Annotated in this window: 21 protein-coding genes; 3 read left to right on the forward strand and 18 right to left on the reverse strand. The window is 71.2% G+C overall.

Annotated features, from left to right (window positions below):
* Positions 1-203 (reverse strand): hypothetical protein (locus D7Y15_RS07710; protein ID WP_199745896.1); only part of this gene is annotated, 203 nt, incomplete at its 3' end.
* A gap of 106 nt (positions 204-309) precedes the next feature.
* On the opposite strand from D7Y15_RS07710, the gene mazG reads away from it, so the two are divergent.
* Both mazG and rpsT read left to right on the forward strand, forming a co-directional pair.
* Positions 310-1,500, forward strand: a complete 1,191-nt coding sequence (gene mazG, locus D7Y15_RS07715) for a nucleoside triphosphate pyrophosphohydrolase (RefSeq protein ID WP_121752161.1) — start codon at positions 310-312, stop codon at positions 1,498-1,500.
* A 171-nt stretch (positions 1,501-1,671) separates the two neighbouring features.
* Positions 1,672-1,938, forward strand: a complete 267-nt coding sequence (rpsT, locus tag D7Y15_RS07720) for a 30S ribosomal protein S20 (protein WP_120576275.1) — start codon at positions 1,672-1,674, stop codon at positions 1,936-1,938.
* A 46-nt stretch (positions 1,939-1,984) separates the two neighbouring features.
* Here the strand turns inward: rpsT and lptE are convergent, their stop codons facing one another.
* From lptE to leuS, 3 genes are all read right to left on the reverse strand, one after another.
* Positions 1,985-2,506, reverse strand: coding sequence for an LPS assembly lipoprotein LptE (gene lptE / locus D7Y15_RS07725; RefSeq protein ID WP_120576276.1), 522 nt, complete (start codon positions 2,504-2,506; stop codon positions 1,985-1,987).
* Positions 2,507-2,606: 100 nt separating this feature from the next.
* On the reverse strand, positions 2,607-3,197 hold the full coding sequence (locus tag D7Y15_RS07730; protein ID WP_120576277.1) for a hypothetical protein: 591 nt from the start codon (positions 3,195-3,197) through the stop codon (positions 2,607-2,609).
* An 18-nt stretch (positions 3,198-3,215) separates the two neighbouring features.
* Positions 3,216-5,717, reverse strand: coding sequence for a leucine--tRNA ligase (gene leuS / locus D7Y15_RS07735; RefSeq protein WP_121752162.1), 2,502 nt, complete (start codon positions 5,715-5,717; stop codon positions 3,216-3,218).
* A gap of 217 nt (positions 5,718-5,934) precedes the next feature.
* On the opposite strand from leuS, the gene asnS reads away from it, so the two are divergent.
* Positions 5,935-7,335 carry an asparagine--tRNA ligase gene (gene asnS / locus D7Y15_RS07740; protein WP_120576279.1) on the forward strand — a complete coding sequence of 467 codons (1,401 nt, stop codon included), beginning with the start codon at positions 5,935-5,937 and terminating at the stop codon, positions 7,333-7,335.
* A 70-nt stretch (positions 7,336-7,405) separates the two neighbouring features.
* On the opposite strand, the gene D7Y15_RS07745 is transcribed toward asnS, so the two are convergent.
* The 14 genes from D7Y15_RS07745 to nusB all read right to left on the reverse strand — a co-directional run bounded on the left by D7Y15_RS07745 (position 7,406) and on the right by nusB (position 20,495).
* Complete coding sequence (locus tag D7Y15_RS07745) at positions 7,406-8,296, reverse strand: NAD(P)-dependent oxidoreductase (RefSeq protein WP_120576280.1); 891 nt, start codon at positions 8,294-8,296, stop codon at positions 7,406-7,408.
* A gap of 25 nt (positions 8,297-8,321) precedes the next feature.
* Entirely contained in the window at positions 8,322-10,043 is a 1,722-nt protein-coding gene (locus tag D7Y15_RS07750; RefSeq protein ID WP_121752163.1) for a putative ABC exporter domain-containing protein, read from the reverse strand.
* Entirely contained in the window at positions 10,040-10,813 is a 774-nt protein-coding gene (locus D7Y15_RS07755) for an ABC transporter ATP-binding protein (RefSeq protein ID WP_121752164.1), read from the reverse strand. The genes D7Y15_RS07750 and D7Y15_RS07755 overlap by 4 nt, the downstream gene beginning before the upstream one ends.
* 27 nt (positions 10,814-10,840) lie before the next feature.
* Entirely contained in the window at positions 10,841-11,224 is a 384-nt protein-coding gene (locus D7Y15_RS07760; RefSeq protein ID WP_120576283.1) for a response regulator, read from the reverse strand.
* A 69-nt stretch (positions 11,225-11,293) separates the two neighbouring features.
* Complete coding sequence (gene cheB / locus D7Y15_RS07765) at positions 11,294-12,337, reverse strand: chemotaxis-specific protein-glutamate methyltransferase CheB (protein WP_121752165.1); 1,044 nt, start codon at positions 12,335-12,337, stop codon at positions 11,294-11,296.
* Entirely contained in the window at positions 12,337-13,209 is an 873-nt protein-coding gene (locus D7Y15_RS07770) for a protein-glutamate O-methyltransferase CheR (RefSeq protein WP_180945998.1), read from the reverse strand. Before D7Y15_RS07770 ends, cheB begins: the two co-directional genes overlap by 1 nt.
* 13 nt (positions 13,210-13,222) lie before the next feature.
* On the reverse strand, positions 13,223-15,214 hold the full coding sequence (locus tag D7Y15_RS07775) for a HEAT repeat domain-containing protein (protein ID WP_121752166.1): 1,992 nt from the start codon (positions 15,212-15,214) through the stop codon (positions 13,223-13,225).
* A gap of 159 nt (positions 15,215-15,373) precedes the next feature.
* Positions 15,374-15,763: a hypothetical protein gene (locus D7Y15_RS07780; RefSeq protein ID WP_121752167.1), complete on the reverse strand. Its 390-nt coding sequence runs from the start codon at positions 15,761-15,763 to the stop codon at positions 15,374-15,376.
* Between the two features lie 45 nt (positions 15,764-15,808).
* Positions 15,809-16,330 (reverse strand): chemotaxis protein CheW, encoded by a 522-nt coding sequence (locus D7Y15_RS07785; RefSeq protein WP_120576287.1) that lies wholly within the window; start codon positions 16,328-16,330, stop codon positions 15,809-15,811.
* A complete protein-coding gene (locus tag D7Y15_RS07790; protein WP_120576288.1) occupies positions 16,327-16,890 on the reverse strand; it encodes a chemotaxis protein CheW in 564 nt (187 codons plus the stop codon). The genes D7Y15_RS07785 and D7Y15_RS07790 overlap by 4 nt, the downstream gene beginning before the upstream one ends.
* Before the next feature lie 34 nt (positions 16,891-16,924).
* Positions 16,925-19,156, reverse strand: coding sequence for a chemotaxis protein CheA (locus D7Y15_RS07795; protein WP_121752168.1), 2,232 nt, complete (start codon positions 19,154-19,156; stop codon positions 16,925-16,927).
* Positions 19,153-19,527 (reverse strand): response regulator, encoded by a 375-nt coding sequence (locus tag D7Y15_RS07800; protein ID WP_120567722.1) that lies wholly within the window; start codon positions 19,525-19,527, stop codon positions 19,153-19,155. The genes D7Y15_RS07795 and D7Y15_RS07800 overlap by 4 nt, the downstream gene beginning before the upstream one ends.
* Positions 19,528-19,581: 54 nt before the next feature.
* Positions 19,582-20,073, reverse strand: coding sequence for a M17 family peptidase N-terminal domain-containing protein (locus tag D7Y15_RS07805; RefSeq protein ID WP_120567723.1), 492 nt, complete (start codon positions 20,071-20,073; stop codon positions 19,582-19,584).
* Complete coding sequence (nusB, locus tag D7Y15_RS07810; protein WP_120576291.1) at positions 20,070-20,495, reverse strand: transcription antitermination factor NusB; 426 nt, start codon at positions 20,493-20,495, stop codon at positions 20,070-20,072. The genes D7Y15_RS07805 and nusB overlap by 4 nt, the downstream gene beginning before the upstream one ends.
* Between the last annotated feature and the right edge of the window lie 5 nt (positions 20,496-20,500).

Genomic DNA, 20,500 nt, shown 5'->3' on the forward strand with positions numbered 1-20,500 from the left:
GGCTCGGGCTCCGGTTCGTCGGCCTCCTCGGAGCCGGTGTCCTCCACCGGATCATCCTCCGTGGCCTGGAAGGTGCTGGGGTCCGGCTCCGGCTCGATGACCTTCTCCTCGATGCGCAGGAGCGGCTCCTGCATCAACGCAGGGGCGCGAGCGGGGACAAGCAGCACGAGGCTGCAACACAGGCCGAGGAACGAGCGGAGCATCCGGACGTCCGATGATAGGCGACAGGCTGGACGATCCGAAATCATGTGGTGCCTTCCGCCCGTGCTACAGGATCCCGTGGCGGGGGGATTGCTCGGGAGTGAATGAATGGCGGCGCCTGGAAGCGAGCTGGAACGACTGGTGGAGATCATGCGGCTTCTTCGGGCCGAGGGAGGCTGCCCGTGGGACCGCGAACAGGACCTGCGCTCGCTGCGCCCCTACCTGACCGAGGAGGCGTTCGAGGTCCTGGATGAAATGGACCGCGTCTCCGACGGCGGCCCGTGGCGCCCGCTGTGTGAAGAACTGGGGGATCTGCTCTTCCAGATTGTCTTCCACGCGCAGCTGGCGGCGGAGCTGGGCGAGTTCACCATGGCGGACGTCTGCGCGGCGATCAGCGACAAGATCACCAGCCGGCACCCGCACGTGTTCGGGGATCAGCAGGTGAAGGTGAACGGCGCCGAGCAGGTGCTGGCCAACTGGGCGCAGCTGAAAGCGGAGGAGCGCAAGAAGAAGACCGGGCGCGCGGGCTCCGTGCTGGACGGCGTGCCCACCGCGGCCCCGTCCCTGCTGCGCGCGGAGCGCCTGACGGAGAAGGCCAGCCGCATCGGCTTCGACTGGCCGGACCTGGCCGGGGTGCGCGGCAAGCTGGACGAGGAGCTGCGCGAACTGGACGAAGCCATCGCGTCAGGCGGCCGGGACGCCATCGAGCACGAGCTGGGGGACGTCCTGTTCTCGCTCGCGAACCTCGCGCGCTTCGTGAAGACGCCCGCGGAGGACGCGCTGCGCATGGCCACGCGCCGCTTCGTCACGCGCTTCCAGTACATCGAGGCGAAGCTGCACGAGGAGAACGTCCCCTTCGGTGGCGCCACGCTCGAGCACATGGAGCGCCACTGGCAGGCCGCGAAGGCCGTGGAGAAGGCGCTCCCCCCGCCCAGCCACCCGCCGCGCGCGTCCGTGGCCACCCTGCGCCTGGCGGTGCCGGACGTGGCGGCCCAGAAGGCCTTCTGGGACGATCTGGCCTCCTGGCTGGGCTGGACGCCCACCCGGACGACGGATGGCACGGCGGCCTACACGGGCGCGGGCCTGGGGCTCGTCTTCATGCCGGGTGTCCAGGGACAGGCGGCGTCCGCAGTAGCCCTCACCCTGGAGGCCCCCTCCTTCGGGGGGGTCGCCCGGCTCCTGGAGCTGTTCCGGGCCCACCATCCGGGACGGTTGGTGCCGTGCGCCAACACCGAGGCGGGCTTCCAGTTCGTGGATCCCGCCGGGTTGCGGTGGGAATACGCCGCCCCTCCGGCATGATTCTTCCGGCGTGAGGCGTCGATGGGGCCCCGGGAGGCATTCCGGAGGCCTCCGGGGGTTCCGGAACTGGAAATCCTGATCGCGATCGCACGCGTGCCTTGACGCAATGGGGGCGTCGCAGTAAGGACGGCCCCTCTTTTTCCTTGCCTTGCCTTCCGCTGGAGCATTGCCTTGGCGAACACCAAGTCTGCAGAGAAGCGTTACCGCCAGTCCCTGAAGCGCCGCGCCCGGAACGTGAATGTCCGGACGTCCGTGAAGGACGCCGTCAAGTCCGCCCGCGAGGCCATTGCCTCCAAGGACGGTTCGAAGTTGACGGACTCGCTGAAGGCGGCTTCCAAGTCCCTCAACAAGGCGGCCAGCAAGGGCGTCCTGCACAAGCGCACCGCCGCGCGCCGCATCTCCCGGCTGGCCAAGGCCGCCGCGAAGAAGAAGGCCTAGTCGTCCCGTAGCACCACCGCGCGTTGAGGACCGGGCTCCCCGGTCCTCACCAGGTGCTGGCCAGCCGATCGTACCCGTCGCGCATGAGCAACTCCGCCAGGCGCGCCAGCGCGGCCTGACGGTTGGCCTCGGCTTCCAGGACGTTTCCGCGTCCCTGGAGGTAGTCCTCGGTCCCTGACACCACCGTCTCCCCGAGCAGCTGCCCCTCCTTGACGAGGCGCAGCCGCACCGTGGTGGAGACGCGGTAGTTGTTGCCGATGATGGTCGGGGAGGCCCAGACGTTGAGCACCGCCCCCTCAATCGTGGACGTGCAGTTCGGAGCGCTGGCCAGACGGCCCGCTTCGATGAGCTGCTGCCGCAGGTAGCGCGTGAAGAGGTTCTCCAGCGCGGGCTCCGGCGTCTCGTTGGCGAAGATGGGCGCGCACACCTGGCCCGTGCCCTCTGGCAGCGCGGAGCCCCACGGGCTGAAGCGGTAGCCGCACCCGGCTCCCAGCATCGCCACGGCCACCACGCCCCACCGGAACGCCTTCACCGCACCCACCTGAACCGCGCTCCTCGAGGGCCGCATGGGCGCGCACCCTACCCGGCCGCGATCCTCCGTCAAGCGCCGGGGCCGGCCAGCGGCGCGGCTTCGAGACCGGGCCCGTTGTCCCGCGGCGCGGGCTCCCTCAAGCGCCGGAGCCGGCCAGCGGTACTCCTCGCATGCGTCCGGCAGCCGCCAGCGTGTCGCGAGCCGCGGTGAGCCGTGCCTCGCGGGCCGAGCCCTTCAGCGCCATGCCCAGCGGCCACTGCATCCGCGTGCCGTCATCCAGCTCCAGCGTGAGGCCATGGTGGCGGTACAGCGCCGCGAGCCCCAGGCCGATGACGCCCGCCATGAAGGCCATGATCCGCACCGCCTGCGTGGGCGCCCAGAAGAGGCCCAGCGCTGTGAAGGCGAGCAGCCCCAGCGATTCGAAGTAGGGCCGCGTGCGCCACTCCAGCCGCCGCACCCTCGCCCAGGGCACCTCGAGCGTCGGGCCTCCGCCCGGGCGCCCCTGGAACGACAGTTGCGTGTCGTTCACCGCCAGGGCGCGTCGGTTGCCCAGGTCCAGCGCGAAAGGGGAGACGCCCGGCAACGGCGCGGGCGACTCCGAAGCCTCGGGAGACCGGGGCGGCAGGGGCGCCTCCGGCAGCTCCGCGTTGCAGAAGGCACAGCGGCGCCGGGCCGCCGTCTGGGGGCGCCCGCAGGCGGAGCACATGACGAGCACTTCCGCGGGCACCGCCCCTCCCTCCCGCCGTCAGCCGACGACGAAGTTCACCAGCCGCTTGGGGACGAAGACGAACTTGCGCAGCGTCTTGCCTTCGAGGGCGGCCTTCACCTTGTCGTCCGCCTCCGCCGCCGCGCGCACATCCGCCTCGCTCGCGTCCGCCGCCACGCGCACCTCCGCGCGCAGCTTGCCGTTCACCTGCACGGCGTACGGAATCACGTCGTCCACCACCAGCGCCGGGTCGAACTCCGGCCAGGACTCCGTGACGGTGGACGCCTTCGCGCCGTAGGCCTCCGCCAGCTCGTCCGCGATGTGCGGCGCGAGGGGCGTGAGGATGCGCGCGAGCAGCCGCACCGCCTCCCCCATCGCCGCCTTCTCCGCGGGCGTCTCCGGCGTGCCCACCGCGTAGAGCGCGTTCACGCACTCCATGACGCCCGCGACGGCGGTGTTGAAGGACAGGCGCTCGATGGCCTCCGTCACGCGCTTGAGGCACTTGTGGGCCGCGCGGCGCGTCTCCAGCGCCTTGCCCTCGTAGGGGCCCGAGTACGTGGCCTCCGCCGAGGAAGCGTGGTGCGTGGCGGCCAGCGTCCACACGCGCTTGAGGAAGCGGAACACGCCCTCCACCTGCTCGTGGGACCAGTCGAAGTCGCGCTCCGGCGGGCCCGCGAAGAGCACGTAGGTGCGCGCGGTGTCCGCGCCGTACTTCGCCACGATGGTGTTGGGCGCCACGCCGTTGCCGTAGCGCTTGCCCATCTTCCGGCCGTCCGCGCCGTTGACGATGCCCTGCGTGATCAGCCGAGTCACAGGCTCGTCCACCGGGGACAGCCCGAGGAGCTTCATCACCCGGGTCCAGAACCGGAAGTAGAGCAGGTGCATCACGCCGTGCTCGGGGCCGCCCACGTAGATGTCCACCGGCAGCCAGCGCTGGCCCTCCTTCGGGTCGAAGGGCGCCACGTCGTACTTCGGCGACAGGTAGCGCGCGAAGTACCAGCAGGAGTCGACGAAGGTGTCCATCGTCTCCGTCTCCCGGCGCGCGGAGCCACCGCACTTCGGGCAGGTCGCGTTGACGAACTCCGGCACCTTCGCGAGCGGCGGCTCCCCCTTGCCGGTGAGCACCGCCTGCGTGTCGATGTCCGGCAGCCGCACCGGGAGCTGCTCCATCGGGACGGGGATGCCCTTGCGCTCGGGGTCGCACTTCTCGCAGTAGACGATGGGGATGGGCGTGCCCCAGTAGCGCTGGCGGCTGAAGCCCCAGTCCTTCTGGCGGTACGTCACCGTGGCCTTGCCCTGCCCCTGCGACTCCAGCTTCGCGGCCAGCTTCACGCGCACTTCGGCCGAAGGCATGCCGGTGAAGTCACCGGAGTCCACGAGGACGCCGTCCTCCGTGTACGCCGCGTCGAGCGTCTCACCGGCGCCGAGCTTGTCGCCGGACGCCGGCTGGATGACCACGCGCACGGGCAGCGAGTACTTGCGCGCGAAGGCGAAGTCGCGCGCGTCGTGCGCCGGGACGCTCATCACCGCGCCGGTGCCGTAGTCGCTCACCACGAAGTTGGCGATCCAGATGGGCACCGGCTGGCCCGTCACCGGGTTCAGCGCGTAGCCACCGGTGAAGACGCCCTCCTTCTCCGCGTCCTCGCCCAGCCGCTCCGTCTTGTTCTGCGCGGCCATCTTCTTCGCGAACGCGTCCACGTCCGCGCGGCGGTCCGCCGTCGTCACCTGGGCCACGAGCTTGTGGTCCGGCGCGAGCACCACGTAGGTGCAGCCGTAGAGCGTGTCCACGCGGGTGGTGAAGACGCGCAGGGCGGCGTCATGCCCCTGCACGCGGAAGTCCACCTCCGCGCCGTCCGAGCGGCCAATCCAGTTGCGCTGGGCCGAGGTGATGCGGTCCGGCCACTCCTTGAGCGTGTCGAGCGCGTCGAGCAGATCCTGCGAGTACTTCGTGATGCGGAACGCCCACTCGGGCATCTCCTTGTCCTGCACCTCGGAGTCGCAGCGCTCGCAGCGGCCGTCCTTCACCTGCTCGTTGGCGATGACGGTGTGGCAGCCGGTACACCAGTTCACCTTGCTGAAGCGGCGATAGACGAGCCCGCGCTCGAGCATCTGGAGGAAGAACCACTGGTTCCAGCGGTAGTACTCCGGCTGGCTGGTGTTGACCTCGCGCGTCCAGTCGTAGCTGTAGCCGAGCGTCTTGATCTCCGCCTTGAACGACTCGATGTTCTCGCGGGTGCGGATGGCCGGGTGGACGCCGTCCTTGATGGCCGCGTTCTCCGCCGGCAGGCCGAAGGCGTCCCAGCCCATGGGGTGCAGCACGTCGAAGCCGCGCATCTGGTAGTAGCGCGCGTAGACGTCCCCGATGAGGTAGTTGCGCACATGCCCCATGTGCATCTGGCCACTGGGGTACGGCAGCATCTCCAGGACGTACTTCTTCGGGGCATCCGGGCGCCTGCCTGCCCGGAAGAGGCCCTCCTGCTCCCAGCGGGTCTGCCACTTTCCTTCAATCGACTGCGGCTCGTAACGCTCGTTCATCGCCATGGCTTCTCGGTCTCTTAGCGGGAGGTAGGACACGCGGGCAACAAGTCTTGGCGCGTCGAAAGCCTGGACGGCTGGCGGCCCCGGGGCCCTGACCGGGAAACCCGGATGGGCGGGGACCCGGCAGGCCCCGGGCCGGGGCCAGGCTTCGCTCGGTGCTTGCCCTTGGGGCCGGGCACGACTAACTCGCCTTCCCGGTCTGGAGCAGAGGGAGAGCACCATGCAGGTCGTGAGTGTGAAGAAGGCCCTGTCGGGGGCCGTCGAAGCGGGCTCGAAGGTGGAGGTGCGCGGCTGGGTGCGGACGCGCCGCGACTCCAAGGCGGGCATCAGCTTCGTGAACGTGAGCGACGGGTCGGTCTTCGACCCCATCCAGGTCGTCGCGCCCAATTCGCTGCCCAACTACGAGAAGGAAATCCTGCACCTCACCGCGGGCGCCTCCGTCATCTGCCGGGGCACGCTGGTGCAGTCCCAGGGCAAGGGCCAGGCTTTCGAGATCCAGGCGGATGAGGTGCAGGTGCTGGGGCTGGTGGACGACCCGGACACCTACCCCATCCAGCCGAAGCAGCACTCGCTGGAATTCCTGCGGGAGGTGGCGCACCTGCGAGTGCGCACCAACACCTTCGGGGCCATCACCCGCGTGCGCAACGCGGCGGCGCAGGCGGTGCACCGCTTCTTCCACTCGGAAGGCTTCTGCTGGGTGAACACGCCCATCATCACCGCGAGCGACGCGGAGGGCGCCGGGCAGATGTTCCGCGTGTCCACGCTGGACGCGCACAACCCGCCGCGTGGTCAGGACGGGAAGATCGACTGGGGCAAGGACTTCTTCGGCAAGGAGGCCTACCTCACCGTGTCCGGGCAGCTGAACGTGGAGGCGTACTGCCTCGCGATGTCGAAGGTCTACACGTTCGGCCCCACGTTCCGCGCGGAGAACAGCAACACCACGCGGCATCTGGCCGAGTTCTGGATGATTGAGCCGGAGATCGCCTTCGCGGACCTCAACGAGGACGCGCTGCTGGCGGAGCGGTTCCTCAAGTACGTGTTCAAGGCCGTGCTGGACGAGTGCGCGCCGGACATGAAGTTCTTCGAGGAGCGCCAGCAGAAGGGCGTCACGGAGCGGATGGAGAAGTTCATCGGCTCCAGCTTCGAGCGCATCGACTACACGGACGCCGTCTCCATCCTCCAGAAGGCGAAGAAGAAGTTCGAGTACGCGCCGGAGTGGGGCAAGGACCTCCAGACGGAGCACGAGCGCTACCTCACCGAGGAGCACGTGGGCCGGCCCGTGGTGGTGATGAACTACCCGGAGGCCATCAAGGCCTTCTACATGCGCATCAACGAGGACGGGAAGACCGTGGCCGCGATGGACGTGCTCGCCCCGGGCATTGGCGAGATCATCGGCGGCAGCCAGCGCGAGGAGCGCCTGGACGTGCTGGACGCGCGCATGAGGAAGTTCGGCCTCGATCCCGCGCATTACCAGTGGTACCGCGACCTGCGCCGCTACGGCACGGTGCCGCACGCGGGCTTCGGCCTGGGGTTCGAGCGGCTCATCGTCTACATGTGCGGCCTGCAGAACATCCGCGACGCCATCCCCTACCCGCGCGTGCCGGGCTCCGCCACGTTCTAGTCAGCGCCAACGCGCAGTGAAGTCAGAGAGGGCCTTCCGTGGCGCGAACCACGGGAGGCCCTTCGTCTTTTCAGCCCTTCTTCGTGATGCCAGCGCGCTCCTGTGCGAGCGCGCCGAGCGCGGACCAGTCCTCATCGCCGCGCCCCTGGGCGACGCCGGTGAGGAAATGGTCTCGCAGCAGGCTCGCGAGTGGCAGCGGCACCTCCGCCGCCCTTCCCGCTTCGAGCGCCAGCGTCACGTCCTTGAGGCCCAGGCGCAGCGCGAAGCCCGCGGGCGTGTACTGCCCCTTCGCGATGGCGCCCGCGTAGTTCTCGAAGATGGGCGCCTTGGCGAAGACGGACTTGAAGACGTCCAGGAACGCGGCGCGCTCCACGCCGCACTTCTCCGCGAGCGCGAAGGACTCCGACAGCGCCTCCATCATCGACGCGATGAGGAAGTTGCCGGACAGCTTCACCGTGTTCGCGGCGGACGGCCGTTCCCCCAGCTCCGTGAGGCCGCGCCCCAGCGCCGTGAGCACCGGACGCACCCGCTCCACCTGCGCCTTCGGGCCCGCGGCGACCACCCAGAGCTGCTTGCCCGCGGCGGCTTCTGGCCGGCCGAAGACGGGAGCGGAGACGTAGCCCTGCCCCGCGTCCGTGTGCGCCTTCGTCAGGCGCTCCGACAACGCGACGGAGATGGTGCTGGAGGAGACATGGACGGCGCTCTTCGGCAATGCGCTGACGATGCCGTCCTTCCCCAGCACGGCTTCTTCCGCGGCGTGATCATCCGCGAGCATGGACACGACGACCTCCGCGTCGCGGGCGGCCTCCGCGGGCGTCTTCGCCACGCGCGCGCCCTGCTGTTTCAGCGGATCCGCCTTGGAGGCGGTGCGGTTCCAGACGACGAGCTCATGGCCCGCGCCGGCCAGGTTCTTCGCCATGGGCGTGCCCATGTTCCCCAACCCGATGAAGCCGACCTTCATGGAGATGCTCCCTTCGTGCTCGCGTTCACGCTTCGTTCGACTGTTCTTCCGACACGTCCAGCCGCTCGAAGGCGCGGCCCAGGACGGCGACGCCCAGCGCCACCTCCGCGAAGAGTGCTCCCGCCGCCGCCAGCCCCGCGAGCGGAACCGCCCAGCGCCCCATGACAGTGAACAGCGGATAGCCCACGAGGAGGGCTACAACGGCGGCCGGCAACAGTCCCAGGAACGTCACCACCAGCGTGCCCACCAGCGTGAGCAGCCGCTGGCCCAGCGCCTCCACGCCGCGCGCCCGCTCGGAGTCCGCCGGAATCCACGCGGGCAGCAGCACCACCGCCGCGTTCTGCACGAACAGCCCCGCCAGGCCCAGCGCCGGCAACACCGACAAGAGGCCCAGCACCACCGGCGCGGACCATGGCGCGAGCGTCACATCATCCGCGCCCACGCCCAGCACCAGCGCCACGAGCAACATCACCCACTGCGCCACGCCCAACGTCAGCGCGGACGCCGCCAGCTCCGCGCCCACCACCTGCCGCCCCGTAAGCGGCAATGCGCGCAAGAGATCCAGCTTCGGCAGGTCCATGCGCAGGTCGGTGCGGAATGCGCTCGGGCCAATCACGGCCATGGCCACCGCGACCATCAGCGCCATGGGCCCCAGGAACTCACGGCTGTTGGAGAACAACCGAGTGTCCCCCATCACCAGCGCGAACACGGCGCCCAGTACCCCGAAGGACAGCAGCATCGCCAGCCCGCTGCCCATGCGCCTGCGCGCGATGAGGTTCTTCCACAGGAGCGCGACCTCTGGACGCCCCCGGGCCTTCAGCACGAAGGGCACCCGGCCCACGCGCAGATTGCCCGAGCGCGCTGCCCGCTGTGCCCGCCGCCGCGTCCGCGCTTCCGCCCCGGCCACCGCGGAGTCCTCGAAGGGAACCTCCACCGCGAGCACCCAGGCGTAGTGCGCCACCAACAGCGCCAGCGACGCGGGCAGGTAGCGCAGGAAGCCCTCCCAGCTTCGCGCCATCGCGGGGGCCACCAGCGCCCGGCCCGGCCACAGCACCGCTCGGGGCCCGGGGGCGTTGAGCACATCTCGCAACCACTCGCGTACGGCGAAGGGTGCGGAGAGGTTCTCCGGCAGTGGGTTGTCGCGCAGCGTGGACAGCAGCGTGCCCATCCCCGCGACCATGACGACCGCCACGATCGCCCACCGCACCACGCTGCCCCAGCGCCCTTGAGACACGAGCCACGCGCGCACGAAGGACGCCGCCGTGCCGTGCAGGTAGAGCGTCCCCATGGCCAGCGCCGCGCCCAGGAAGAAGAGCACCGGCTGGGGGCTGGTGAAGCGCCCCACGAAGAGGGTCGCCGCCAGCGCCGCGAGCATCGCGCTCAAGAGGCCGCGCAGCAGCTTGTAGTGCAGGAGCGCCTTGCGCGTGACGGGCGCGGCGAAGAAGGTCTGCACCTCCGTCTGCGTGAAGGTCAGCGCGGGCCGGTCCGCGCCCAGCACCCACGCCGTCACCAGCGTGCCCAGCACGGAGACCTCCAGCGAGAACTCCGCGAACAGCCTCGCGTTGGGCGCCACCGCGCGGCCCGTGCCCTGCACGAAGACGCTGCGCCCCACCAGCGAGTACAGGTACGCGAGCCCCACCAGCGCGCCCAGGAGGTAGCGCGGACGCTTCAGCCGCTGCACCTGGCGCACCAGCCGGTTGCGCCACGTCCTCACCCAGAGGAACGCCACCGCGCTCGGGAAGCTCACGCCGGTTCGTTCCCCCGCGCTTCCGCCTCCTCCGACGCCGCGCTGGTGATGCGCACGAACAGCTCCTCCAGCGACGCGCCGTCCCCGGCTCCGCCCGCCATCTGCTCGCGAATCTCCGCCAGCGAACCCAGCGCCACCGCGCGCCCTCCGGCGATGACGAGCAGCCGGTGGCACAGCTCCTCCACCAGCGGGAGCAGGTGCGACGACAGCACCAACGCCGTGCCCTCCTCCGAGCGGCGGCGCAGCGAGGCCTTCATGCGGCGGATGCCCAGCGGATCCAACCCCGTCAGCGGCTCATCCAGGAGGATGAGCCGGGGCTGGTGCAGGAAGCCGCACGCGATGGACAGCTTCTGCTTCATGCCCCGCGACAGCTCACCCGGCAGTGACTTCTCCCGGCCCGTGAGCTCCATCTCCGCCAGGAGCTCGCGGCCCCGCTCCTCCCAATCCTCCACGCCGTAGAGGCGCGCGGTGAAGTTCAGGTGCTCCCAGACGGTGAGATACTCGAAGAAGCGCGGCTCGTCCGGGAGGAAGGCCAGCTGGCGCTTCGCCTCCACCGGCGCCTGCGCCACGTCGAAGCCCGCCACCCGCACGCGCCCCTCGGAGGCCGGAAGGATTCCGGCCAGGCACCGCAGCGTGGACGTCTTGCCCGCGCCGTTGGGCCCCACCAGCCCCAGCACCTCGCCCGGTGCCACCTGGAAGGACAGGCCGCGCACTGCCCGCACCGCGCCGTACGTCTTCTCCAGCCCTTCGACGTCCAGCGCCGGTTCCATGCGTGCCCTTGGGATTCCTGTCGAAGCTCAGCCGAGCTTCAGCAGTTCCTTCACCGTGTCCAGCACCACGCGGGCCTGCACGGGCTTCACCAGGTAGGCCGTGGCTCCCAGCGCCATGGCCCGCTCGCGGTCCGCCGCCGCGCCCTCCGTCGTCACCACGACGATGGGCACCGCCCGGTGCTCTTCCGTCTGGCGGATGTGGTGGATGAGCTTCAGCCCGTCCATCAACGGCATGTTGATGTCCGTCATCACCAGGTCGAAGCGGCCCTGCGTGGAGAGCTTCTTCAGCCCCTCCACGCCGTCCTGTGCCTCGATGCAGACCACCCCGGCCAGGCGCTGGAGCGCGTACATGATGCTGCGGCGCATGGCCTGCGAGTCATCCACCACCAGCGCGCGGATCTGCTGCGACATGGACACCAGCCTAGCACCCGCACGCCGTCCGGCCTGGGATTGTGCGGCGGCTGTCATGCAGCCAGCGATTCACTGCCCGCCGGACTGCCGTCGGCGGCGCACCAGCGCGGCCAGCTCCGTCCCGATGGCGTCCAGGGCCAGCACCCGGCTCACCGCGCCCGTGGCGATGGCCTCCTTGGGCATGCCATACACCACCGCCGTGTCCTCGGACTCGGCCCACGTCTCGCCGCCCTCGCGGTGGACGGCGCGCACGCCCTGCGCCCCATCCGCTCCCATCCCCGTCAGCACCACCGCCACCGCGCGCGGTCCCAGCACGTCCGCCGCGCTCTCGAAGAGCCGGTCCACCGACGGTGCGTACTTGTCCGCGGGCACGGGCGACGGCGTGCGCAGCTCCAGGCGCCCGGTGCGGTCGGACAGCAACAGGTGGCGACCTCCCGGCGCGATGTAGACGTGGCCCGGCTTCACCATGTCGCCCTCGCACGCCTCCCTCACCGTGAAGGGGCCGATGCGATCCAACCGCTCCGCGAAGGCCTTGGTGAACTGCGACGGCATGTGCTGGCCCACCAGCACGCTGACGGTCGGCTCGGTGGCCAGTCCCTCCAGGAGCCGCTGCACCGCGGGAGGCCCGCCCGTGGACGCACCCACGGCGATGATCTGCGGCACCTCCCCCGACAGCACGACGCCGCGCGGCGCGGCCCCGTGGCGTCCCCCGGCCTTCACGTGGCGCGCCGCGAGCACCTTGTCGATGAGTTCGCGCCGCAGGTGCTCCAGCGCCGCTGGCGTGACCTGGGGCGGCTTGGCGATGAAGTCGAACGCGCCCAGCTCCAGCGCCTTGCCCACGTCCGAGCGGTGCGCGTAGCTGGAGATGACGATGACGGGCGTGGGCGCCGCGCGCATGAGCAGCCGCAGGAAGGTGTGGCCGCCCAGCCGGGGCATCTCCAGGTCCAGCGTCACCACGTCGGGCTTCAGGTCCAGGACCTTCCTGAGCCCCTCCTCGCCGTCCTGGGCCCAGTCCAGCACCATCACCTCCTGGGAGGACTCCAGCAGCGTGGTGAGCGTGCGGCGGTTGGTGGCCGAGTCGTCGATGACGAGCACCGTGAGCGGGCGTCCCATCAGCGGCCCTCCCCGCCCGGAAGCTCGGGCCGGCGGTAGACGAGGTCGCCCTTCAGGTGCACCAGTTCGAAGTCCGCGCCCAGGCTGAGCAGGTTCTCCGCGTGGCCCAGGAGCAGGTAGCCCCCGGGACAGAGCCGGTCGCGGATGACGCCCAGCACGCGGCGGCGCGCGGCCAGGTCGAAGTAGATCATCACGTTGCGGCAGAAGACGACGTCCGAGCGCGGCACCAGCTGGCTGCCCGCCACGTCCGACAGGTTGTGGTGACCGAAGTTCACCCACGCCTTCACGTCGTCGCGCACGCGGACGCGGTTCACCCCCGCGGGCACGAAGTAGCGCTCCAGCAGGTCCGGCGGCGTCGCGCGCAGGGCGCTGGGGCCGTACTCGGCGCGGCGGGCCACGGCCAGCACGCGGCGCGACAGGTCCGTGCCCAGGACCTCCACGTCCCAGTCGTCGAAGCGGCCGCTCTCCTTGAGCAGCATGGCCAGCGTGTACGCCTCCTCACCGGAGGAACACCCCGCCGACCACAGCCGCAGCCGCCGCGTGTGCGCGTTGCGCTTCTCCAGGATGGGGAGCAACTCCTCGCAGAAGGCCTTGAGCTGCGCGGGTTCGCGGAAGAAGTACGTCTCGTGCGTGGTGAGGGACTCCACCGCCGCTTCCAGCTCCGCGCTGCGCTGGGCGTCGTAGCGCAGGTAGCGGTGGTAGGAGCCGAAGTCCTGGATCCCCAGCGCCTCCAGCCGGGGCCACAGCCGGCGCTCCATCACGAACTTCATGTTCTCGTGGATGAGGATTCCGCAGTGCGCGTAGACGTGGTCGCGCAGCAGCCGGAACTCCTCCAGCGTCATCTCCGGGCGGCCCTCGTCGAAGCGTGGCATCCGAGTCCTCTCCTCAGCGCCCCGACAACCGGACGACCGCTTCCGCCAGCGCCACCTGGGCCAGCGCGTCCTGCTCCACCGCCATCGCCTGCTCGAGCGCGGGCAGGCACTCCGGCCGCCCCAGCCCGCCCAGCACGCGCGCCGCGGTCGCCCGCACGTCCCAGCGGGGATGCCCCAGCAGCGACACCGCCAGCGCCGCCCCATCCGCCGAGGCCTCCGCCGACCCCAGCGCCGCCAACGCCGCCTTCACCACCTCCGCGTCGTGATGGCTGAGCGCGTCCCACAGCACGCCCGCGCCCACCGTGCCCAGCTTCGTCAGTGCGCGCACCGCCAGCATCGCGAGCGCACCATCGCCGTGGCGCACCAGGGCCTCCAGGTCCGGCGAGCGCTCCTTCGCGCCCGCCACGCCCACGGCCTCCACCGCGGCCACTCGCACACCGCGGTCCTCGTCCTTCAGCGCGAGCCCCAGGAACGTCGCGGCCTCCCTGCCGCCCTGCTGCCCCAGGGAGCGCACCGCGGCGATGCGCACCTTGGGGGACTCGTCCGCCAGCGCGCCGCGCGCCAGCTCCATGCCGGCCTCGCCGTCCGCCCGGCCCGCGGCCTCGACCGCCGCCGCGCGCCAGGAAGCGTCTTCATCGCGAGCAATCCGCCGCAGCACGGGCAGCACCCGCGCTCCACCCAACCGGCCCAGCACCGCCACCGCCGCGGGCGTCGTGCGCTGCTCCACCGCCTCCTCCAGCGCGGCCAGCGCCGCCAGCGGGTGGGCCACGGTCAGCTGCTCCAGCGCTCGCGCCGCCATGCCCGACAGCGCGGGGTCCGAGAGCAGCTCCACCAGCGGCGCCACGGCCTCCGGCGAGCGCGTGCGCCCCAGCGCGCGCACCACCACCGCGCGCAGGTCGTCCTCCGCCCACTCCAGGAGCGCGCACAGCTCCGACACCGACGTCGAGTCCACCAGCAACACCAGCGCCTCGGCCGCCACCGTGCGCGCGGGCAGCGACAGCGTGCCCATGCTCCCGAGCAGCAGGCGACGGCCCTCCGGCCCCAGCTGGCCCAGCGTGAAGAGCACCTCGCGCAACAGCCGGTCCTCGCGCGCCACCTCCGCCACCGCCACCGCGAGCGACGCTTCGCCCAGCGCTCCGGCCGCCACCAGCGCGCCGGCCCGCACCCGGACATCATCGCCGTCCAGGGCCTGCGCCACATGCGCCGTCACACCTGGGATGCCGCTCAGCACCGAGCGAGCCACGGCATCCAGCTCACCGCGCTCGTACGGGCCCAGCCCCACGGCCTGCTTCCCCAGCGCGACGAGCGCCGCCTCGCGCACCGAGCGCACCGGCGACGCCAGCGCCCGGCAGATGCGCTCCGTGGACACGCCCGGGGGGTACAGGCCGAGGAGCCGCAGGGCGCTGCGCTGTACCCCCGGGTCCTCGACCAGCGCCAGCACCCGCACCAACGGGGGCGCGCGCTTGAGCGACGCGAGCCCCTCCAGCGCGGCCAGTCGCAACAGGGGCGTGGGCGCGTCCAGCAGGCCTTCCAGCGCCCGCGCCGCGGCGTCCCCGCCCATCCGGCCCAGCGCCTCCGCGGCCGCCACGCGCACGTTGAGGTCGTCGTCGGAGAGCGCGCGCAGGAGCACGTCCTCCACCTCCGGACGGCCCAGCTGGCCCAGGATGTCCGCCGCCAGCTTCCGCTGATCCGGATCCTCGTGCTCCAGCAGGTGCACCAGCGGCGGGATCGCCACCGGGCCCATTCCGGCCAGCGCCTCGGCCGCCGCGTTGCGCGCGCCCGTCTCGCCGCGCTTGCCCAGGACGGAGATGAGCCGCGCGGTGACGCTCCGCGCATCCGGCACGTGGCGCAGTCCTTCCGCCGCCGCGTGGCGCACGCGCCAGCTCTCGTCATGCAGACCGGTGGTGAAGGTCTCCAGGGCTCCGGGCGCACGCGGATCCACCGCCTGCAATGCCCGATACCGCGCCTCTTCCTGCCCCGCGGGGGACCGCACCGTGTCGCTCATCCGCCGTCCTCCTTCGGGGCTCGTGTTGCTCGGTTTGGCTCCATCCTGCTCGAAGCCGCCGGGGGAGTCGCGTCCCACGAGACTGCTCCCACCGCAGGTGGACAGCCCTGCGCCGGATGGAAACGTTCACCTTCGCACCCTTCGCCACACGCGGCGCGCTCAGGCCTCCTGGAGGTCCGCGTCCCAGCCCTCCTGGCCGAAGAACCAGAGCGAGTAGACGCCCAGCACCGTACCTAGCGGAAAAGTGGGCAGGGCCACGAGGCCGAGCAACGTCGCCAGGCCCTTGGAGACGGGGCGGCCGCGCACGAGCCCCAGGCCCAGGGCGAGCCCTGCGATGGACGCCGCCAGGAGCACCACGAAGATGCCCGCCATCGCGAGGACGAGCGGGTTCTCCCACACCGGAATCGCGGGGGCGGACCTGCCGGCGGCGGCGACGAAGCCCAGGGCGGCCGTGACGTACGCCAGCACGCCCGTGCCCGCCAGCATCAGCGTGTGCACGAACAGGTAGAGGAACCCCAGGGACTTCCGGTGCCCGCTCAGGTCTCGCATGAGGCCCCCTCCTAAAGCCGGGATGCGCACGCCGAAAACGCGCGCTCAGCCAGCGGGCGGCGGGCGGGAGTCGCGCTCCAGCTCCGCGCGCAGGAGCGCCTTCAAGTCCAAGAGCAGCCTCAGCCGCTCCGGCGGTCCGCACACGCCCACCACGAACGGCGTGCGCCCCCCGGCCATGAGCGCCGGCGCGGGCTTGATGTCAGCCCGGCGCACGCGCAGCACCTCCGCCACGCGGTCCACCCGCGTCACCACGCGCCGCGTTCCCAGCCGGCACACGAGCAGGCGCGTGCGCCGCGTCTCCTGCGCGGGCTCGCCCAGCAAGCGCCGCCGCAGGTCCACCACGGGCAGCATCGCGCCGCGCAGGTGCAGCACGCCCTCCACGAAGGCGGGCGCGTGCGGGATGGGAATCACGCGCTGGGGCGGGAGGATCTCCTCCACGCGCATGATGTCCAGCACGTACTCCTCGTTGCCCACGAAGAAGGCGCACAGCTGCACCTCGGCCGAGGGCGTCTCGGAGGTCTTCTCGCCGCGCGGTCGGCGGACCATCAGGTTCACGGGGTCCGTCATGGGGCGAGCGCCTGCTCCGGATCCAACAGGATGTAGAGCTGCGAGCCCTTGCGCCCCAACCCCGCCACGCAGTCCCGGTCTCCCCGCAGCCCCGCGGGCGACAGCTCCACCATGGACGGCTTGAGCCGCACCACACCCGCCACCGAGTCCACCCATACGCCCGCGGGCCCGTCCTCCGTCTTGAGCACCAGGATGCGCGAGGCCCGGGGCGGCAGGCCCGCGTCCGGCCCCGCCACCAGTGGCGGCACGTCCGCCAGCCGCAGCCGCAGCTTCACGTCGTAGACGGGCAACAGCTCCCCGCGCAGGTTCATCACGCCCAACAGCTGCGGCTCCGCGCGCGGAATCTCCGTGAGCAGCGGCACCTTGCAGATCTCCCTCACCGCGAGGATGGGCACCGCGTAGCACTCCGCCTCCAGGCGGAAGGCCAGGTACTCGACGGGCTCCTCCTCCAGCAGAGGCTGCGCCAGGTCGTCACTGCCCGCGGCGAAGTCCAGCAGGCCGCCGACGTCCTCGTCCGGACGGTAGAAGAACGCGTCGAGCAGGGCTTCGAAACGGGACACGCCCGGGAGGATAGCAGCCCCCGGCGTGGACGCCTCAAGCGCGGCGCCGCTCCTGCGCGATGCCCTCTTCCAGGAGTTCCGCGACATCCAGCACCAGGACGGTGCGGCGGTTGCCCAGGTCGGTGGCGCCGGAGATGCCCTTCACGCGGCTCAGCCGGCCGCCCAGGGGCTTGGTGACGATGTCCTGCTGGCCGAAGAGCTCGTCCACCGCGATGCCCAGCCGCTGCTGCGCCAGGCCCACCACGACGACGAAGTGGCGGCTCACCTCGCGCTCCGGCAGGTGGAACAGGCGCCCCAGACGCAGGAAGGGCAGCGTCTGGCCGCGCAGGTCCAACACCTCGCGCCGCTCCACGGTGCGGATGTCGCGCGGCTGCACGGACAGGATTTCCAGCACGCTGTTGAGCGGCACCGCGTAGGTGCGGCCGCTGACGCCCACCACCAGCGCGCGCACGATGGCCAGCGTCACCGGCAGCGTCAGGTGGAAGGCCGTGCCCTTCCCGCGCTCGCTCCACACGTCGATGATGCCGGAGAGGTTGCCCAGGTTGTTCTTCACCACGTCCAGGCCCACGCCTCTTCCGGAGAGCGCGCTGACGCTGGAGCGGGTGGAGAAGCCCGGCAGGAAGATGAGGTTGAGCAGCTCGCGCCGCGTCATCTCACTGACCTGCGACGGGGTGACGAGCCCGCGCGACAGCGCCACTTCGCGCACGCGCACCTCGTCGATGCCCGAGCCGTCGTCGGACACGCTGATGACGACGTGGTTGCCCTTCTGCTCCGCGCGCAGCCGGACCGTCGCGCGCCGGGACTTGCCCGCGGACAGCCGCGACTCCGGGCCCTCCGCGCCATGGTCGATGGCGTTGCGGATGAGGTGCATCAGCGGGTCGCTGAGCTCCTCCACGATGAGCTTGTCCAGCTCCACCTCGCCGCCGGAGCTGACGAAGTCGATCTCCTTGCCGGCCTCGCGGGCAATCTTCCGCACCAGCCGCGCCAGCTTGTCGAAGACCTGGCCCACCGGGACCATGCGCGCTTCGAGCAGCCCCTCCTGGAGCGCCTCCAGCTTGCGCTCCAGCTGCCGCGTCTCCCGCGACAGCTCCTGGCCAAAGAGCTTGGACAGCGCGACGGTGCCGTCCTGCCGGGACGTCTCCGCCAGCCGCTGGAGGTTGGCCTTGATGAGCAGCAGCTCGCCCACCATGTTGATGAGCCCGTCCAACCGCCCGATGTCCACGCGCACGGTCTGCGTGAGCGAGCGCAGGGACGTCTCTTCCGCCTTGGGGCGGCCCGCGGTGAGGGGCGCGGACGCGGCGGCCTGGAGCCCCACCACCGTGGCCGGAGGCGTCACCGCCCGCATGCGCGGAGGGCTTGCTCCCGGGTGCGCGGACACGGTCGCGAGGCCTCGGGTCTCCACCGGCCCCTCCGCGTCCTCGTCCTCCGGAGGCAGCACCTCGACGTCCTCGCGCACGGTCGCGGCATCGCGTGGCCGAGGCATGTCGAACGCGGGCCCCGTCGAGCCCGATTCCGGCGGCCGGACGGACAGCGGCGCCAGCTCCGCGGGCGTGCCCCGGAGGCCGTCCTCCAGCGCTTGCGCGCCCACCTTCGCGCCGAAGATGAGATCGAACGCGATGCCGGTGGAGCCGCCCGGCCGCGACGAGGGCAGCGTGCTGATGACCTCGCCCAGGGGCTTGAGGCGCGCGTTCAGGTCCGCGAGTCCCTGGTCGAAGTCCGTGAGGTCGAACGCCGCGCGCACCCGCCACAGCGCCACCCCGCGCCGCACGTTCTCGCGCAGCCGGTGCTCCTCGTACTCGGTGAAGACGGCGCGCACCGTCGCGTCCAGCTCCAGCCGCTCCAGCGGATCCTCTTCCACGGCGGGCGGGGGCGACCCCAGCCGCGCCATGCGGTCCTCCATGTCGCGGGTGCGCTGGGAGAGCTCGGGGCCCTCCTCGCTCCGGGACGCCTCCCCGAGCAGCGCCTGGAACGTGTCCAGCGCGTCCACCAGCGTGTCCAGGACCTGGTCGTCCAGCGTCAGCCGGCCCAGCCGAAGCCGGTCCAGCAGGTCCTCCGCCGCGTGCGCCAGCTGGGTGATGCGCTCCTGGCCGAAGAGGCCCGACAGGCCCTTGAGCGAGTGCGCCGCGCGGAAGATGCCGTTGATGTGCTCGGGGTCCGCCTCCAGGCCCCGCGCCTCGTCCAGGGCCAGCAGGTCGCGGCCCAGCGCATCCAGGATTTCGGTGGCCTCGGCGACGAACTCCGCGAGCGCCTTGCCCCCAGGCGTCACAGCGGCTTCAGGAAGCGCCGCAGGAGCGCCTCCAGGTCCGCCGGCTGGAACGGCTTCACCAGGTAACCAGCGGCGCCCAGCGCCATGCCCCGCGAACGGTCCTGCTCACGCCCCTCGGTGGTGACGATGATGAGCGGCACGTCCCGGTAGTTGGGGTTCTTCTTGACGAAGTTGATGAGTTCCAGCCCGTTGATGTCGGGCATGTTGATGTCGGTGATGATCAGGTCGAAGCGCTGACGCGGCAGCAGCTTCAGCGCCTCGAAGCCGCTGGCGGTGGTGACGGCCTCGACGCCGTCCACGGCCTCCACGGTCGCGGCGATGTGCTCGCGCGACACCTTGGAGTCCTCGACGATCAACACCTTGAACTTCATCGCGCGCGCCTCAAGGGCCGGATGCTAGCAGAACCCCTGTCTGGCCGCTGTGCGTCAACCCTTCCGGGATGACAGCGACCCGACAAGGCCCTTGTCCGCGAGGAGGGACACCCGTCCCCCCTTGAACGCGGGCAGGAACTGCCGCTGGTACGCCTCCGCCCGAGCGGAGTCGCTCAGGGAAGACCCCTGAGGCACCTCCAAGGCCACGGACTCCACCTTCGCGCGGCTCAAGACCTTCGCCGCGCCCGCCAGCGCCTCGCCCAGCGAGGCCGCGTCCAGGCGCTTCCGGGAGCCCAGCCCCACCACGAAGATGCGCGGCACGGTCAGCTTCCCGTCCGACGGCAACAGGAGCCAGTCGTCCTTCACGCCGGTGAAGAACCCACCCTGGAGCACGCGCGACAGGGCGCCGCACAGCCGCCAGTCCACGTAGCCGGCGGAGGACGGCAGGGGGCGGTCGTCCTCGGCCACGAAGAGGCAGAGGGCGTCCACCCCGTTCAGCGCGTCCAGGCCCTCCAGGCCCACGTCCAGGGTCTGCGTCTGGCTCACGGCTTCCCGAGCGCCACCGCGACGCGGTCCAAGAGGCCGTTGACGAAGGCGCTCGACTCCTCGTTGCCGAAGTTCTTCCCCAGCTCCACCGCCTCGTTGATGGTCACCTTGCGGGGGATGTCCGGGCGGTACTTCAGCTCGAAGATGCCCAGCCGCAGCACGTTCCGGTCGATGCGGGACATGCGGTCCAGGCGCCAGTTGTGGCTGTGGCGTTCGATGAGCCCGTCAATCTCCTCGCGGTGGGCCTCCACGCCCTCCACGATCTCCTTGGCGAACTTCACCGCGTCCGGCTCCGGCGTACCGTCCTCCGAGGAGGCGGCCCACGCCGCGTCCAGGGCCTCCCGCGTGGTGGCGCCCTGGGTCATCTCCAACTTGTAGAGCGCCTGCAGCGCCCGCTCTCGTGCCGTTCTGCGCGCGCCCATCGCGG

Source organism: Corallococcus sp. AB030 (genome assembly GCF_003668965.1).
GTDB lineage: Bacteria > Myxococcota > Myxococcia > Myxococcales > Myxococcaceae > Corallococcus > Corallococcus exiguus.

Excerpts from the sequence above, each read along its gene's own strand:
- mazG (WP_121752161.1), top strand. The coding sequence starts at position 310 with ATGGCGGCGCCTGGAAGCGAGCTGGAACGACTGGTGGAGATCATGCGG.
- lptE (WP_120576276.1), bottom strand. The coding sequence starts at position 2,506 with ATGCGGCCCTCGAGGAGCGCGGTTCAGGTGGGTGCGGTGAAGGCGTTC.
- leuS (WP_121752162.1), bottom strand. The coding sequence starts at position 5,717 with ATGGCGATGAACGAGCGTTACGAGCCGCAGTCGATTGAAGGAAAGTGG.
- asnS (WP_120576279.1), top strand. The coding sequence starts at position 5,935 with ATGCAGGTCGTGAGTGTGAAGAAGGCCCTGTCGGGGGCCGTCGAAGCG.
- D7Y15_RS07745 (WP_120576280.1), bottom strand. The coding sequence starts at position 8,296 with ATGAAGGTCGGCTTCATCGGGTTGGGGAACATGGGCACGCCCATGGCG.
- D7Y15_RS07755 (WP_121752164.1), bottom strand. The coding sequence starts at position 10,813 with ATGGAACCGGCGCTGGACGTCGAAGGGCTGGAGAAGACGTACGGCGCG.
- D7Y15_RS07760 (WP_120576283.1), bottom strand. The coding sequence starts at position 11,224 with ATGTCGCAGCAGATCCGCGCGCTGGTGGTGGATGACTCGCAGGCCATG.
- cheB (WP_121752165.1), bottom strand. The coding sequence starts at position 12,337 with ATGGGACGCCCGCTCACGGTGCTCGTCATCGACGACTCGGCCACCAAC.
- D7Y15_RS07770 (WP_180945998.1), bottom strand. The coding sequence starts at position 13,209 with ATGCCACGCTTCGACGAGGGCCGCCCGGAGATGACGCTGGAGGAGTTC.
- D7Y15_RS07775 (WP_121752166.1), bottom strand. The coding sequence starts at position 15,214 with ATGAGCGACACGGTGCGGTCCCCCGCGGGGCAGGAAGAGGCGCGGTAT.
- D7Y15_RS07780 (WP_121752167.1), bottom strand. The coding sequence starts at position 15,763 with ATGCGAGACCTGAGCGGGCACCGGAAGTCCCTGGGGTTCCTCTACCTG.
- D7Y15_RS07785 (WP_120576287.1), bottom strand. The coding sequence starts at position 16,330 with ATGACGGACCCCGTGAACCTGATGGTCCGCCGACCGCGCGGCGAGAAG.
- D7Y15_RS07800 (WP_120567722.1), bottom strand. The coding sequence starts at position 19,527 with ATGAAGTTCAAGGTGTTGATCGTCGAGGACTCCAAGGTGTCGCGCGAG.
- nusB (WP_120576291.1), bottom strand. The coding sequence starts at position 20,495 with ATGGGCGCGCGCAGAACGGCACGAGAGCGGGCGCTGCAGGCGCTCTAC.